The following is a 15,739-nucleotide window of genomic DNA, read 5'->3' on the forward strand; positions in this document are numbered from 1 at the left end:
CAGTAACATTGGTTACAAAGCCTTATAGGTCTAGGATTTTGATATAATTTCGGTGAAGTTCAATTTTTCCCAATTGCTCCAACTTTTTGAGAAGTCTGGATATGACCACCCTTGAACTATGGAGTTCGTAGGCGATTTCTTGATGGGTATTGTGAATGATATCCTCCTTATTTATACGTGCCTTTTCTTTTAAATAGCTTACCAACCTGGCATCCATTTTATCAAATGCAAGGCTGTCTAATGTCTGAAGTAGTTCGTTAAGCCGAATATGATAACTGTTAAAAACAAAATTTCGCCAAGATTTATACTTAGCGGTCCATTCTTCCATTTTTTGAATGGGTACCATGATTAATTTGGTATCGGTCTCCGTAATGGCCCTAATTTCACTTTTGGTATCACCAATACAACAAGCAAGGGTCATAGAACAGGTATCTCCTTTTTCTAGATAGTATAGCAGTAATTCATCACCATCATTATCCTCTCTTAATATTTTGATAGCACCTGAAATCAGTAGGGGCATCCCCTTGATATACTCTCCTATTTCAATTAATTTAAATCCTTCGGGCACTTCTTTGAAAGTACCTACTTGTAGAATTTCATTTAATAATTCCTTTTCAAATATATCACCGTAACTATCAGTAAGTTCCTGTATCATTGATGTTATCTTATTTTACTTGTTCCGCTATATTTTTGTCATACTTAAAAAAGATGTTTGCCCAAATAGATTTTGAAACAGCAGCTATCCAAGGCATCGCCAATACTAAAGTTGTGACCATTAGTCCAAAAAGCTTGGCCACATTTAATTCCAAACCAAAAATTAATGTCAGTACATATACTGCCACGGCAACTGCTATACCCACAGCATACGAAACGTACATACTGCCATAATAAAAACTTGGTTCTAAACTATACTTAAGTTCACATTTGGGACAACGTTCCTTAACTTTATTAAAGTTACTTAATTTATAAGGGTTTGCCTCAAGAAAATCACCTTCTTGACATCTAGGGCATTTTAAAAATAATATGGTATATACTTTGGAACCTTTAGCGAACATAAAATAAATTTTAAGGTCAAAAATAAGCCAAGATTCCATTTAAATAGGTAACAAAGGTTACAAAGCTAAAAAGAACAATTAAATTTAAAATGATAAAAATCATTTAGTAGTATACTCTTAATACTCTTTTAAAAAGATGGTCCCATGATAGGAAACGACAAGTCCGTATCACCTCTGTTTAGCTTCTAAAAACAACGCATTTATATTGGTTGAATTTTGTTATATATTTGAAATACAGTTACTTATTTGTGTTTCTTCCGAGGTTGGGATCATTATTCTATAGTATGTTAGAACTTTTTTTTCACAATCTATATCCGTCTTCCAAATACAATTAAGAAGCGCCAAAAACATTAATAAACGCTGTAATTGCCTACAATTTATTTTAGGTCTTAGAAAAAGGTTTGAACATCAATACTAAATATGTCCTTAAGATGAAATTTGAAGATTGATTATTGATAATGCAAAAAAGGACCCTATAACTGTGGTATGGATAAAAATGAGCAGTTAATATCCACAAATCCCATTAGTTGCTAATTAAGTGGTTATCTTAGATACTATTGATAACAAGACAATACTATGGCTCTAAAAGTAGCGATCAGACATAAGACAAAATACAAATACGATCGAAGGGTGAACCTTTCCCCACATATTTTTAGATTACGGCCTGCGCCACATAGTAGGACTCCCATTGAGGCTTATTCCATAAAGATTAAACCAGAAAATCATTTTTTTAATTGGCAACAAGACCCATTTGGGAATTATCTGGCCCGTATCGTTTTTCCGGAAAAAACCGATGAACTGTCCATAGATATCGAAATTATTGCGGATATGAAAACCATTAATCCGTTTGATTTTTTTGTGGAGGAATCCGTTGAAGAATTTCCATTTACCTACAAACCCGAGCTAAAAAAGGAACTGCTACCTTATTTGGAGATAACCGAGGATGGAACCTTGCTACAAGATTGGTTAAAGACCATTGATAGATCACCAAAACGTAGTATCGATTTTTTAACCGGTCTTAACCAAGATCTTTATAACTATTTGAATTATACCATTCGTATGGAGCCCGGGGTTCAGACATGCGAACAAACTTTGGATAAAAAGTTGGGCTCGTGCCGTGATTTTGCTTGGTTATTGGTTCAGACCTTGAGACATTTGGGTTTGGCGGCGCGTTTTGTTTCGGGATACCTTGTGCAATTGAAAGCGGATGAAAAGTCCTTGGACGGACCTTCTGGGCCCGAAGAGGATTTCACTGATCTTCATGCTTGGGCTGAGGTATATTTACCAGGGGCAGGTTGGATCGGTTTGGATGCTACTTCCGGTTTATTGGCTGGGGAAGGGCATATTCCTTTGGCATGTACGCCATCGTTTGAAAGTGCAGCACCAGTGTATGGGCTTACAGACCCTTGCGAGACTGAATTTGAGTTTGAAAATTCCGTAACAAGAATATTTGAATCGCCCAGGGTAACCAAACCATATACAGAAGACCAATGGAACGCCATTTACAATTTGGGATTTAAGGTAGAAGAGGAGTTGCAACAAAATGATGTTAGGTTAACCATGGGTGGGGAGCCTACTTTTGTATCAATAGACGATATGGAATCTGAGGAATGGAATACCGCTGCCGATGGTGACCACAAACGTCAATTGGCAAGTGCTCTTTCCTTACGCTTATTGGAAACCTTTGGAAAAGGGGGCATGTTGCACCATGCACAAGGAAAATGGTACCCTGGAGAACCCTTGCCTCGATGGTTGATCGGTGTGCATTGGCGAAAGGATGGTGATGTGATATGGAATGAACCAAAATGGTTAGCCTCTTTTACCAAAAAGTATGAGCTACCTAAAGATATTTCTCATAAATTCCTCCAAACCCTGAGCAATTATTTAAAATGTCCGGCTGATTCCATTATGCCAGCTTATGAGGATGCGTTTTACTTTTTATGGGAGGAGCGTAAGTTGCCTATAGATATAAATCCAAAGGATTACAATACAAAGGATACGGCCCTTCGAAGAAAATTGGGAGAGATTTTGGAGCAAGGTATTGGTAAGACGGTGGGACATGTATTTCCCTTGGCCAAAAAAGAATCCTTATGGATTACAAACCCTTGGGAGCTAAGGGGGAAACACCTGTTTTTGACCCCCGGGAATTCGCCTATAGGGCTGCGTTTACCATTGGAGTCCTTACCAAAAGATCCCGAAGTGCCATCCGAACCAACTGCAGAGCCAGAGCTTTTTGAGCCTAAGCCAAATTTAAAGCCTTATGGTGTTGATTTACAAGAACGTATATCTGTTGGCCTTGTCAACAAAATTAACAAGCAACCTTTTGTACGAACCGCCCTATGCGCTGAGGTTAGGGAAGATAAATTGTTTCTATTTATGCCTCCTTTGGATAGTGCAGAAGATTTTTTGGATTTGGTTGCCAGTATTGAAGCTACGGCAAAAGAGTTACAGGTACCGGTAATTTTAGAAGGTTATGAACCGCCACGGGACAATAGGTTAGAAGTATTGAAGGTAACCCCTGATCCTGGGGTCATAGAAGTCAATGTTCATCCCGCTAACAATTGGAAAGAACTTACCGACAATACCTTGAAACTTTACGAAGAGGCTAAAAAGTCCCGCTTGGGAACCGAAAAGTTCATGTTAGATGGTAAGCACACAGGAACAGGCGGAGGAAATCATGTTACTTTAGGCGGTGTGACACCTGCCGATAGTCCCTTGTTGCGAGACCCACAACTGTTACGAAGCCTATTGACTTTTTGGCAACATCATCCTGGATTGTCGTACTTGTTTTCAGGAGCTTTTATTGGCCCTACAAGTCAGGCACCGCGTGTAGACGAGGCTCGGTTGGAAAATTTATATGAACTGGAGATTGCCTTTTCACAAATTCCTGAGGATAAGGAAGTTCCTTTTTGGTTAACAGACCGTTTATTTCGTCATTTATTGACGGACATAACAGGGAATACACATCGCGCTGAATTTTGTATCGATAAATTATACTCACCCGATTCCTCCTCAGGACGGTTGGGCATCTTGGAGCTTAGGGCTTTTGATATGCCCCCCCATGCCCAAATGAGCTTAATGCAAATGTTATTGGTACGGACCCTTGTCTCTTGGTTTTGGAAAAAACCATATAAACACGATTTGGTGCGGTGGGGTACCGAACTGCATGATAAATTTTTGTTGGAGCATTATGTGAAAGACGACATAAAGGATATTGTTGAGCAGTTGAATGATGCCGGTTACCCCTTTAAGCTGGATTGGTTTGATCCATTTTTTGAATTCCGATTTCCATTGTATGGTATGGTCGAAATTAACTCCATTCAATTGGAATTGCGGATGGCCATTGAACCTTGGAACGTATTGGGAGAGGAAATGTCCGGTAGGGGCACGGCAAGGTATGTCGATTCTTCTTTGGAAAGGGTTCAGGTAAAATTAAAAAACTTCACAGAGGAACGGTATACACTAACATGCAACGGCGTAAAAATTGAATTGAGCCCTACAGGGACCAAAGGGGAATATGTAGCTGGAGTACGTTTTAAAGCATGGGAGCCATGGTCTGCGTTACACCCTACAATAGGTGTTGACACACCTTTGGTTTTTGATATTGTGGATGACTGGAACAGCAAATCCATTGGGGGCTGTACTTATTTTGTATCGCATCCAGGGGGGCGTTCCTATGATTCTTATCCGGTAAATAGTTACGAGGCAGAGTCTAGGAGGATAAACCGTTTCTGGGACTTTGGCCATACGCAAGGTGAGGTGACGCCGATGGAAATGGAACCTTCAACAAATTTTACAGGCAGAATGGTACAACCTAAGGTTGCTTCCAATACCTTTGTATACAAGGAGATTCCTATTAATCCAGAATACCCACATGTGACGGATTTGAGAAAGAAGTAATTTGTGAAATTTAATGCCAACAACTACGAAGACGAGCTGGTTAGATAGCTATACCACAAAATTTGGAAATGATGAGTTGTTTAACTCGGATAATGGCGTAAAAGCCCATTGGAAAAAACTGTTTGCCAGTTTTGATCAAATGGGTGTTAACGGATTAATAGGACGCCAAAAAGACATCGATTGGATGCTTTCTGAAAACGGGGTTACTTACAACGTTTACAACGACCCACAAGGAATGCATCGTCCATGGAGCCTTAATGTGGTTCCTTTGTTGATGCACCAGAACGAATGGAAGAACGTAGAAGCTGGGCTTAAACAACGTGCAGAGCTTTTAAACTTGGTGTTGGCGGATGTATATGGAGAGCGTAAACTTATCAAGGAAGGAGTACTACCACATGAAGTTATTTATGGTCATAGGGGTTTTTTAAGACAATGTTCGGGTATAACTTATACTTCAGAAAAATTGTTATCTATTTATGCGGCAGATTTGGCTCGAGGAACCGATGGACGGTTATGGGTGGTAAATGATCGTACTGGGGCACCTTCAGGTATGGGTTATGCACTGGAGAACAGGTCTACCACCAGCAGAACCCTTCCGGAAATGTATGCCAAGATGAATGTTACGCGTTTGTCAGGTTTTTTTAAGGATTTTCATCAAATGCTTATTGATGCTTCTCCAAGTAAAAAAGACAATCCAAATATCGTAATCCTTACCCCTGGGTCACATAATGAAACTTATTTTGAACACGCCTATTTAGCATCATTTTTAGGGTATCCGTTAGTGCAAGGAAATGATCTAGTGGTAAGGGATGGCTACTTGTGGATGAAATCCCTTCATGGTCTAAAGCGAATAGATGTTGTACTCCGTAGGGTCGATGACGCATTTACAGACCCACTGGAACTACGGGAGGATTCCCATCTTGGAGTAGCCGGATTGTTAGATGTGGTCCGCAGGAAAAACGTATCCGTAATAAACCCTGTGGGAAGTGGCATTATCGAAAATCCAGGCTTAATCCCATTTATGCCGGCCATTTGCAAATACTTTTTAAATGAGGAATTGCTATTGCCCCAGATTGCCTCTTGGTGGTGTGGACAGGAAAAGGAAAGGAATTACGTTCTAGAAAACCTTTCATCATTGGTTATAAAAAGAATAGACCGGACGAACAGGGAAAATATTTATTTTGGTAAATTTCTGAACCCTAAAGAACTTGAATCCTTAAAAAATCAAATTTTGGAGCGTCCGTATCGGTTTGTGGCACAAGAACAGATCAATTTCTCTACGGCGCCTAACCTCACACTTGATAGCTTGGCACCAAGAAATGTGGTTACTAGGGCATTCTCCATCGCTTTTGGTGATGGCTATCGTATTATGCCTGGTGGATTGGTACGTGTAGCCCCTGATAGTGATACCGTTAGGGTTTCAAATCAAAGGGGTGGTACGAGTAAGGATTTTTGGATTTTGGAGGACAATAACGTAAAGGAAGACAAAAAAAGAAATTGGGAACAAAAATCATCCATTGCCATTTCTGGGTTAGATGATTTACCAAGTTTAACAGCAGAAAATCTTTATTGGGCAGGTCGCTATGTTGGAAGGACCCTAGTGAATGCTCGTTTTATCCGTATGGTTATGCGGCAAATGGCAGTGGTAGAAAATAGGAATGAAACTCCCGATTCCATAAAACTTCAAGTACTATTTAAAGCAGTTACACAATTGACGGGAACCTATCCAGGTTTTGCAGAAAAGTCAAAGGATGGGCAACAGGCCATGGAAAATCCGTATGCAGAAATGCTATCTGTTATTCGAAATAGGGATAGAGTTGGAAGTCTGGCACACACTATTGATATGTTTAGTAATTCCTACTATTCCATTAGAAATTTATGGTCTTCGGACATGTGGCGTGTTTTTGAAAATATTCAAAAATTATGGCAAGCTTTTCAAGAAGAGGAAACTCCCTCTATCCAAAGGATTCTTAAGGTGCTAAATCAATTGATTACGCGATTAATTGCTTTTATGGGCCTCATTGAGGAGAGTATCATGGTTCAGCAGGGACTATTACTTTACTTCATTGGTCTGCAATTGGAACAAAGTATGTTGACCATTACCAAATGTAGATCTTTGTTATCGGTTAAATATGAGACACAGATAGAATATGATCTTTTGGAGTATTTGTTAACGAGCCATGAAAGTTTAAATATTTATAGGTATAGTTATCGTTCTTTTATACAGTTGGAGCCTGTGTTGGATTTAGTGGTGCTGGATTTGGAATATGCAAGATCATTGACTTTTATGATCAATAGATTACAAAAAGATATCGCAAGATTGCCTCATTCCAAGAAAGACCATCAGCTTACGAATTACCAGAAATATGTTTTCAATGCATTTTCAAAATTACGTTTAGCAGAATCATCAAAATTAAGTGCCACAAAATCTGATGAGGATGTGGTTCGGGAAGATTTGGACAAATTATTTGATGAACTCTCCGAGTTATTATATAAAACATCCCAATCTATTACAGGAACTTATTTTAACCATACCGACAAACAAACACAGTTGTTTGCACAGTCTTTTCCAATCTAAGCATGGTCTTTAACGTAACCCACATTACCACATACAAATACAACGCACCTGTTAACTATTGCCATAATATTGCAACATTAAGGCCAAGAAAGTCAAATGGTCAGGAATTGTTGGACTATAAGATTCAAATTAGTCCCAAACCCACGGAAATATCTGAGCGGGAGGATTTTTTTGGAAATTTTATTACCCGTTTTTCCATACAGAAGGAACATCAAGTTTTAAGAGTGACCACTAAAAGTAGGATCAATAGGGATTATACCGGTTTTCATGATTCATTTTATTCAGACTCATGTAAAAATGTGACAATGAACGATGCGCTTTTTGCTCTTAATGGGAATGATCCTTGGGTTTTGGAAGCGAAACAATATGTGTTGGAATCGATTTTTATTCGAAAGACCGATAAAAATATTAGAGAATACGCTGAACTTTCTTTCCAGGGAAATCGCTCCGTTTTTGATGCCGCCTTTGAATTGATGCAACGTATTTATACCGATTTTGATTTTGTTTCAGGGTTTACAAGTATTTCAACACCAATAGAAGAAGTATTTAGGCTTAAAAAAGGGGTTTGCCAAGATTTTGCACAAATTGCCATTGCCTGCATACGTTCCGTGGGATTACCCGCTAGATACGTAAGTGGTTATATAGAAACACTTCCCCCACCCGGAAAGGCAAAACTAGTAGGTGCCGACGCCTCACATGCCTGGTTTTCCATTTTTATTCCTGGTTTTGGATGGGTAGATTTTGACCCTACCAATAATCAGATTCCCAAAGACCAACATATTGTGGTAGGTTGGGGTAGGGACTATTATGACGTACCACCACTCAAAGGGGTAGTTTATGGAAGTGGAAAAAGCAAGTTAAAGGTATCAGTGGACATAGCACAGGTGCACTAGGTAAGCTTTTCCTTAAAGAAATCAATAGTTCGCTGCCAAGCAAGTTCAGCTGCTTCACGGTCATATCTAGGTGTGGTATCATTATGAAAACCGTGATTTGCATTTTCATAAATAAAAGCCGCGTATTCCTTGCCGTTTTGCTTTAATGCTTCCTCATAGGCTGGCCAACCCGCATTTACCCGAGTATCCAATTCTCCAAAGTGTAGCAATAACGGGGCGTTTATGTTTTCAATTCCTTCTGTAGGTTGTCCGCCATAAAAGGGTACGGCAGCACCAAGATCTGGTACTTTTACAGCCATCATATTGGATATCCAGCCACCAAAACAGAATCCTACAACGCCAACTTTGCCATTACATTCTGGATGATTTTTTAAATATTCAAAAGCCGCGATAAAATCCTCTAGCATTTCATTACGATCCCTTTTACGCTGTAATTCTCGACCATCATCATCGTTACCAGGATAACCTCCCAATGGGGTCAACGCATCTGGTGCAATGGAAATAAAACCAGCTAATCCGGCACGTCTCCCCACATCTGCAATATGAGGATTTAAACCTCTATTTTCATGTACTACCACTATGCCCGGTAGTTTTTCCTTAGCTTCCGATGGTCTTGATAGTAACGCCTTAATTGAACCACCACCTTTTGGGGAATCATAATGTATATATTCTGATTTTAAGTTAGGGTCATCTTGAGAAACCTGTATTTTTTTAACATAATCAGGTGAAATAAAGCTGAGCAAGGAACCCACAGTTATTCCCCCAACGGCATAGGTAGATAGTTTATCTAAAAATATTCTTCTGTTAACCCTATTATGGGCATAATCATCATACAAATCAAATACTTCTTGTTTAATGTCTTCTTTTGTTAATTTTTTCATGATATCCAATTTTTAGTCTGCCGATTTATAAATGAATTCTATTATCCTGTCCGCATTGATAAAGCCTTGCCCATGTGTTTCGTCCCACTCTTTGGACAATCCCATTTGTTGCATTTCTTCAAGGGATTTACCCTCATCTCTAGCCTTTTTGACTCGTTCCCTTAAGATAACTAAAATATCCGTATAATTCTTCAAATCTTCTTTTGAAGAAATTTCCCCATGTCCAGGTATTATTTTAGTAGTATCATCAATAAGTTCCAAAGCCATGGAAACATTGGAAATCAAACCATCAATGTCACCGCCTGACCCTAGGTCTATATAAGGGTAGCGTCCACTAAAGAAGTTGTCTCCCATATGAATCACGTTGTCTTCAGGAAAATAATAATACGTATCCCCATCGGTATGCGCTGGATTTACGTGCATTGCATGCACGCTCTTTCCATTTTTAAGGTAAAGGGTCATTTTATCGTTAAAGGTAACAACTGGCCATGCTTCTTTGGGTTGGGGCTCTTCGGCAGAGACCATTCTCTTTCGTACATTGTCATGGGCAATAATAAGGGCACCGGCATTCGCTAGATTTTCATTACCGCCGGTATGGTCGCCATGCAGGTGTGTATTAAGTACAAAACTAACAGGCTTATCCGTTATCGTTTTTACATGGGTCACTATTTTTTCGGTCAATGCTCCGAATTGGTCGTCAATTAGGTAAGCAGCATCCTCCCCAATGGCAACTCCTATATTTCCACCGGCACCAAAAAGCACATACACATTTTCAGTTAGCTTTTCTGAGGTAATCTCTACGTTGCTCAAGTCTCTTTGTGCAAAAAGATTTGCACTTAGGGTCAATAAGGTTATTAATGTGATTTTTTTCATATTAAATGTGTTTTAGTTTTGATGTGCTTTTTCCAAGTGTTGTTTTAATAAATCTTTACCATAATCATTTCCGTTAGGTGTTCTAACCACAGTGTGAATATGATTGCGGGTAGGGCCCCTATGCTCAACATTGGGAACGCCTACCACTCCTTGATGGTCAAACTCTATAAGTACTACGGGGCTATGTATTCTATAGTAGAATACGGCATCATCGGTAATAGTACCATTCCAGGCAAACCAAGTATCATTTAAGTGGTCCTTGATATCATCCATTCTGATCTTTCGATGTCCCTCTTTCATATTGCCCACATATTGGGATATCAACTTTAAAAGAGCCTGTTTTTTTTCTTCAGATAAACGAGCTACAGATAGTCCCTCATACTCCAAAACTATATTGTCCTTAAAAGCTTCTGCTTTATTGTCATTATGTTTTTTTTCTTTTTCAAGAGTGGCTTTTTGTTGTTGTTCCGATGTAAGGGATTGCATAAAGGAAAGCCCCATATTCTGCTCATCCTGAAACAATGTATTGCCAGCGTATTTCCCAGTAGTTGTCAATATAGGTTCTCCGCCCATAAACACTGGTGACATTACAATTTGGTCACCCATTACAAAATAGTTGATGACAAGATGATGCCCATCCAATTGCCATCCCCATGGTTCTGATGTTGAAGGTGTTCCCATCACCGTAAAAAAATATAATTCTTCGCTAAAAATATCTGGTCTGTTGTTCAGCTCGGCCAAAGTATGATCGGTCTTCATAATATCCTTGCTGAGTTGTAGTCCCTTTGCACTCAGCGATTCTTGCATTAATGAAAATGCGGATTCCTTTTGGTCAGTACTCATTTCCTTTAAGGATATTCCTTGGCGCTTAAAGATGCCATTATCAACATTGGACCACTTTCTCCATTCAGGATCATCTATGTCAAAAGTGGTTCTTGCCAATTGTTCCTGATTTAGGCTATTTAAAAATTTCTTTGCAGCATCGGTAATTGGAGCCGTGGATACTCCTGTTGAACGAATTGGGAAAAGGTTTGCAATTTCACCATCGGAAGTCTGTATTCCTTTAAACTTTTCGGCAAGGGCCTTACGATCTAATTCGGCAAAGAATTTAAGAAAGTTTGGCTGTACTTTTTCCTCCTTTTTTTTTGTGGTTTCTTGCCCGATACTCTGGATACAGTTAAGAAGAAACGGTAGTATTATAAGAATGACTAATTTTTTCATTTGTGTTAATATTGGTTCATTTGGTTACTAATCGTATAAAATTCTCCTTAAAGGCCCTACCTATAGGTAGGCTGGTATTTTGATCAAGTCTTACCTTATTACCGATTATCTTTTCAATTTTTGAGGTGTTCACAATATAGGAACGGTGTATACGCATGAAGGTTTTGGTGTCAAGATTTTCTTCCCAATGTCGTAATGGTTCTGGAGTCAAATATTTTTTGTCGTTTGTATAAAGTTCTGTGTAGTCTGCATCTGACTGAATATATCTAATTTGGTCAATATCTATCTTTACAAGTTCATATCCACATTTAACAAAGATAAATTCCTTGTTTGTAGCCATTTTAGAAGCCTTAGGCTCCTTTTGTGTTAATGTATCCTTTGTTTTTATTTTGGATACTGCTTTAACAAAGCGTTCAAAGGAAAATGGTTTCAATAGATAATCAACCACATTGTAATCATAGCTTTCTAAGGCATATTCAGAAAAAGCCGTGGTAAGGATTATATTAGGTGGTTTATGTAGGGTTTTTAGAAAATCTATTCCTGAAATTTTTGGTAGGTGAATATCCAGAAAAATTAAGTCTACCGATTCCGAGTTAATAAATTCGATAGCCTTTAGTGCGTCGGCAAAGACCCCTTTTAACACCATGGTTTCCATTTCAGCAATGAACTTTTGAAGTACACGCTGTGCTGGTGGTTGATCTTCTATGATAATACAATGAACCAACATATTCAGGTTTTCAATTTCATTTTAAGTGTGACATGATATATATTTTCTTCCGCTACAATACTAAGTTCATGGGCATTGGGATATAGTAATTCCAATCTTTTCTTAACATTGCTAAGTCCAATTCCTTTAGAAAGGCTTTCTGTGTTGCCTAAGGGCAAGTAGGAGTTTTGGCATTCAAACACCAGTAGGTCCTGCTCGTCAACCTTTATGTCAATATTAATGAAAATATCCTCAGATTGGCTGGCCGTACTGTGTTTAAAAGCGTTTTCAATAAAAACTGATAAAATTAGTGGTGCAATTTGATAGTGGGACTTTATGTTTTTAGTATCAAAACGGACTTCACCGCGTTCCTCTATTTGTAATTCGTTTAGTTGTGTAAAGTTTTTAAGGTGCTCAATCTCCTTTGATAGGGAAACATAATCTTCCTTACAATCATACAACATGTATCTAAGTACAGAGGAAAGTTCTAAAATAATAGAAGGTGTTTTCGGCGATTGTTCTATGGCATATGAGTAAAGGTTGTTTAAGTTATTAAAGAGAAAGTGTGGGTTGATCTGCGATTTTAAAAATTGTAGTTCACTTTCTTTTACTGATGATTGTAGGGTTTCTACCAGAAGCTGTTTTTTTGAGGCATCCCAAGCAAATTTGAAACCCGTTAAAATTGTAATCACGGGCATAACATCTAGCATGCAATAAATTATGCCCAAAAATTTTGTACCTCTGGTATCTGGATAGTAAATTTTTTCAAGTACAAACTCTTCTATATAAATAATAACCGTAATGATAATAGCTACAGTTAGTAAAAAGTAAATATATTTTTTCCTGTAAAATAACTTAGGTAGTAATATATAGTTAATAACAAAGGCACCAATGGCATAATTAAGAAATGCCATTATTTTAAATTCTTGGATTTGAGGTTGATATCGGTCAAACGAAAAGAACAAAAACAGTACAATGTGTAGCAAAATCTGGAAAATAACTTCCTTGATAGTACTATTAAATACAAATGGTTTTTGCGTCATAATACTAAAATATAAAATTGTAGCAAAAACAATTTTTAAATTGTGCCATCGACAGAATTAATCGGGTCAACGTCAACTTAATCCTCTTTTGTCGTTTGCGGTGGTACCTTTGACGTTTACAGAATTTAAGAGGCCTAAACCAAGAAAGTTTTACATTTTTGTATATGAACAAATTAAGGAAAAACATGAAAAAGAAGATGTTGTTGATGTATCCCATACTAGTATTTTTAATGGGATTGAATGGGTTGTTCGCACAACAAAAAATAAAAACTATAACGGGTTTGGTTATTGAGGAAACTACTGCCCAACCTATTGCTTTTGCTACTGTTCTGGTTGCTGATCCAGAAACCCAAAAGCCAATAACGGGAACTACGACCTTGGATGACGGTTCTTTTTCAATTGAGACCGATGCCGATAATTTCTACATTGAAATTAGTTTTATTGGTTTTACCTCGAAAACGTTTGGGCAACCCGTTACCACAGGAAAGAGTATAAATTTAGGTACCGTGGTACTTTCAGAGGATGCACAGCAATTACAAGAGGTTGTTGTGCAAGGGGAAATTTCAAGGACTGAATTTAAGTTGGACAAACGAGTTTTCAACGTAGGGAAAGATATAAGCAGTACAGGGGTAAGTGCATTGGAGGTCTTGAACAATGTACCGTCAGTAAATGTAAATATTGAAGGGCAGATAAGTTTAAGGGGAAGTCAAGGCGTACAAATTCTAATCAATGGTAAACCATCTGTAATCGCAAGTGAGGAAGGAAATACCTTGGGCACCATAACCGCTGACATGATAGATAGGATAGAGGTTATTACCAACCCATCTGCCAAGTATGACGCAGAAGGTACATCGGGCATTATAAATATAGTCATCAAAAAAGACCAGAGAAAGGGGTTTAATGGTTCAGTATCCGTAAATACCGGGGCTCCTGATGCACATAGTGTTGGTATCAGTTTGAATAAAAGAAGTGAAAAATTTAATTTATTCAGTCAGATTGGCTTTGGAATAAGGGAGTTGCCTGAGGATACAGAAAACCGTAATGTAGATTTAGTGAATAATACCACGGTATTATCCGCGGGAACAGAATATAGAAATGAGACCTTTTATAATTTGGTTTTAGGGACAGATTATTACATTACCGATAGTAATGTGCTAACCTTGTCAGGAAACTTTGCCATGGAAATTGAGGATCAACCTTCTGCAACAGGGTTCACCTCTTTAGATGGTGCTGGAAACATCACTTCAGAATGGCAACGTACCGAGGTTACAGAGGCAGAAAACCCAAAGCTACAGTTTGAACTTCAGTATAAAAAAGATTTTAAAGGAGATGAGGACCATAACTTGATTTTTAGCTCATTAGGAAGTTTATTCGCAAAAGATCAATCTTCAGACTTTATAAATGAAACTATTAGTGGCAGTGACAATGATGCAGAACAAAAAACCAGGACTGATTTTAAAGAAGCTGTATTCACGTTTAAATTGGACTACACCAAACCGTTTACCGAAAAATGGAAAATGGAAACAGGTGCACAATATGTTATTAATGATGTAAACAATGATTATGAGGTAAGTAATTTTGATGGCAGTAATTTTATTGTAGATCCAGGACTTACCAATCTATTTGAATTTAACCAGAACGTTTTAGGGTTTTATGGCACAGGATCATATGAAGGCGAAAAATGGGGCGTAAAAGGAGGGTTGCGACTAGAGCAAACTTTGCTAAACACATATTTGGCCAATACAAATGAGGAAAACGAACAGAACTATACCAATTTGTTCCCTAGTGTTCATACGTCATATAAATTCACTGAGAAAATTTCCATGCAAGCGGGGTATTCTAAACGAGTATACAGACCGCGATTATGGGATTTAAATCCATTTTTTAATATCCGAAACAATTTTAGTATTCGACAAGGAAATCCCAATCTACAACCAGAGTATACCGATTCGTATGAGATTACGAGTATTTATATTTTAGGTAAAGCATCTATTAATTTTGGGGTATTTTATAGATACACCACCGATGTTATTGAAAGGATTTCCGTTTTTGAAAATAATGTAAATACCGTTAGACCTGAGAACATTGGGAAAAACAACTTAACAGGCTTAGAGTTCAATGCAAAGTATAGTCCTTTTAATTGGATGTCTTTAAACGGGGATTTCAACTATACTACCTTCACAAGGGAAGGTACTTTTGAGGATACGGTTTTTGATTTTAGTGGAGATCAGTGGTCATCAAAATTAATGGCAAAGGTACAACTACCGGCAGATTTTGAATTACAAACAACGGGTAACTATCAATCTAAGGTAAAAACTGTTCAAGGTGTACGTAGTGATAATTTATTCTTGGATTTAGGGCTGCGTAAGGACATTCTTAAAGGGAAGGCCGTATTAAGTTTAAGTGTAAGGGACCTTTTTGCTTCCAGAGTAAATGAAAACCAAATAGCCCAAAACGATTTTGAGGTATATGACAGAGGGCAGAGAGGACGTTTTATAGCACTAGGTTTTAGTTATGGTTTTGGAAAAGGCGAGGCCATGCAGTATTCTGGTCAGCAACGTAGGTTTTAATTACATGTTTTTTAACATA

The 15,739-nt window shown here is 38.1% G+C and carries 11 protein-coding genes; 4 read left to right on the top strand and 7 right to left on the bottom strand.

Going from position 1 to position 15,739, the window contains the following annotated elements; genetic code table 11:
• Window positions 1-22: 22 nt before the first annotated feature.
• Window positions 23-655: a Crp/Fnr family transcriptional regulator gene (locus tag ACOCEA_RS07445; RefSeq protein WP_420755595.1), complete on the bottom strand. Its 633-nt coding sequence runs from the start codon at window positions 653-655 to the stop codon at window positions 23-25.
• 10 nt (window positions 656-665) lie between these two features.
• A complete protein-coding gene (locus ACOCEA_RS07450) occupies window positions 666-1,055 on the bottom strand; it encodes a DUF983 domain-containing protein (protein WP_420755596.1) in 390 nt (129 codons plus the stop codon).
• A gap of 576 nt (window positions 1,056-1,631) precedes the next feature.
• Here ACOCEA_RS07450 and ACOCEA_RS07455 point away from each other — a divergent pair.
• Genes ACOCEA_RS07455 through ACOCEA_RS07465 form a run of 3 tightly spaced genes read left to right on the top strand, consistent with a single transcriptional unit; the run spans window position 1,632 to window position 8,426 of the window.
• Window positions 1,632-4,955: a transglutaminase family protein gene (locus ACOCEA_RS07455; protein WP_420755597.1), complete on the top strand. Its 3,324-nt coding sequence runs from the start codon at window positions 1,632-1,634 to the stop codon at window positions 4,953-4,955.
• 13 nt (window positions 4,956-4,968) lie between these two features.
• Window positions 4,969-7,533, top strand: coding sequence for a circularly permuted type 2 ATP-grasp protein (locus ACOCEA_RS07460; RefSeq protein ID WP_420755598.1), 2,565 nt, complete (start codon window positions 4,969-4,971; stop codon window positions 7,531-7,533).
• Window positions 7,534-7,535: 2 nt separating this feature from the next.
• Window positions 7,536-8,426: a transglutaminase family protein gene (locus ACOCEA_RS07465; protein WP_420755599.1), complete on the top strand. Its 891-nt coding sequence runs from the start codon at window positions 7,536-7,538 to the stop codon at window positions 8,424-8,426.
• On the opposite strand, the gene ACOCEA_RS07470 is transcribed toward ACOCEA_RS07465, so the two are convergent.
• Genes ACOCEA_RS07470 through ACOCEA_RS07490 form a run of 5 tightly spaced genes read right to left on the bottom strand, consistent with a single transcriptional unit; the run spans window position 8,423 to window position 13,021 of the window.
• Window positions 8,423-9,307 (bottom strand): dienelactone hydrolase family protein, encoded by an 885-nt coding sequence (locus ACOCEA_RS07470; RefSeq protein ID WP_420755600.1) that lies wholly within the window; start codon window positions 9,305-9,307, stop codon window positions 8,423-8,425. The genes ACOCEA_RS07465 and ACOCEA_RS07470 overlap by 4 nt on opposite strands.
• A 12-nt stretch (window positions 9,308-9,319) precedes the next feature.
• Window positions 9,320-10,180, bottom strand: coding sequence for an MBL fold metallo-hydrolase (locus tag ACOCEA_RS07475; protein ID WP_420755601.1), 861 nt, complete (start codon window positions 10,178-10,180; stop codon window positions 9,320-9,322).
• A gap of 12 nt (window positions 10,181-10,192) precedes the next feature.
• Window positions 10,193-11,401, bottom strand: a complete 1,209-nt coding sequence (locus ACOCEA_RS07480; RefSeq protein ID WP_420755602.1) for a DUF3500 domain-containing protein — start codon at window positions 11,399-11,401, stop codon at window positions 10,193-10,195.
• Window positions 11,402-11,417: 16 nt separating this feature from the next.
• A complete protein-coding gene (locus ACOCEA_RS07485) occupies window positions 11,418-12,128 on the bottom strand; it encodes a LytR/AlgR family response regulator transcription factor (RefSeq protein WP_420755603.1) in 711 nt (236 codons plus the stop codon).
• A gap of 2 nt (window positions 12,129-12,130) precedes the next feature.
• Window positions 12,131-13,021, bottom strand: a complete 891-nt coding sequence (locus tag ACOCEA_RS07490) for a sensor histidine kinase (protein ID WP_420755604.1) — start codon at window positions 13,019-13,021, stop codon at window positions 12,131-12,133.
• 314 nt (window positions 13,022-13,335) lie between these two features.
• Between ACOCEA_RS07490 and ACOCEA_RS07495 the strand changes: the two genes are divergently transcribed.
• Window positions 13,336-15,720 carry a TonB-dependent receptor gene (locus tag ACOCEA_RS07495; RefSeq protein ID WP_420755605.1) on the top strand — a complete coding sequence of 795 codons (2,385 nt, stop codon included), beginning with the start codon at window positions 13,336-13,338 and terminating at the stop codon, window positions 15,718-15,720.
• Window positions 15,721-15,739 lie beyond the last annotated feature (19 nt).

It is taken from the genome of Maribacter luteocoastalis (genome assembly GCF_048890225.1).
In the GTDB taxonomy this organism is placed as follows: Bacteria; Bacteroidota; Bacteroidia; order Flavobacteriales; family Flavobacteriaceae; genus Maribacter; species Maribacter luteocoastalis.

Excerpts from the sequence above, each read along its gene's own strand:
- ACOCEA_RS07485 (WP_420755603.1), bottom strand. The coding sequence starts at position 12,128 with ATGTTGGTTCATTGTATTATCATAGAAGATCAACCACCAGCACAGCGT.
- ACOCEA_RS07465 (WP_420755599.1), top strand. The coding sequence starts at position 7,536 with ATGGTCTTTAACGTAACCCACATTACCACATACAAATACAACGCACCT.
- ACOCEA_RS07495 (WP_420755605.1), top strand. The coding sequence starts at position 13,336 with ATGAAAAAGAAGATGTTGTTGATGTATCCCATACTAGTATTTTTAATG.
- ACOCEA_RS07490 (WP_420755604.1), bottom strand. The coding sequence starts at position 13,021 with ATGGCATTTCTTAATTATGCCATTGGTGCCTTTGTTATTAACTATATA.
- ACOCEA_RS07475 (WP_420755601.1), bottom strand. The coding sequence starts at position 10,180 with ATGAAAAAAATCACATTAATAACCTTATTGACCCTAAGTGCAAATCTT.
- ACOCEA_RS07480 (WP_420755602.1), bottom strand. The coding sequence starts at position 11,401 with ATGAAAAAATTAGTCATTCTTATAATACTACCGTTTCTTCTTAACTGT.
- ACOCEA_RS07470 (WP_420755600.1), bottom strand. The coding sequence starts at position 9,307 with ATGAAAAAATTAACAAAAGAAGACATTAAACAAGAAGTATTTGATTTG.
- ACOCEA_RS07445 (WP_420755595.1), bottom strand. The coding sequence starts at position 655 with ATGATACAGGAACTTACTGATAGTTACGGTGATATATTTGAAAAGGAA.
- ACOCEA_RS07450 (WP_420755596.1), bottom strand. The coding sequence starts at position 1,055 with ATGTTCGCTAAAGGTTCCAAAGTATATACCATATTATTTTTAAAATGC.
- ACOCEA_RS07455 (WP_420755597.1), top strand. The coding sequence starts at position 1,632 with ATGGCTCTAAAAGTAGCGATCAGACATAAGACAAAATACAAATACGAT.
- ACOCEA_RS07460 (WP_420755598.1), top strand. The coding sequence starts at position 4,969 with ATGCCAACAACTACGAAGACGAGCTGGTTAGATAGCTATACCACAAAA.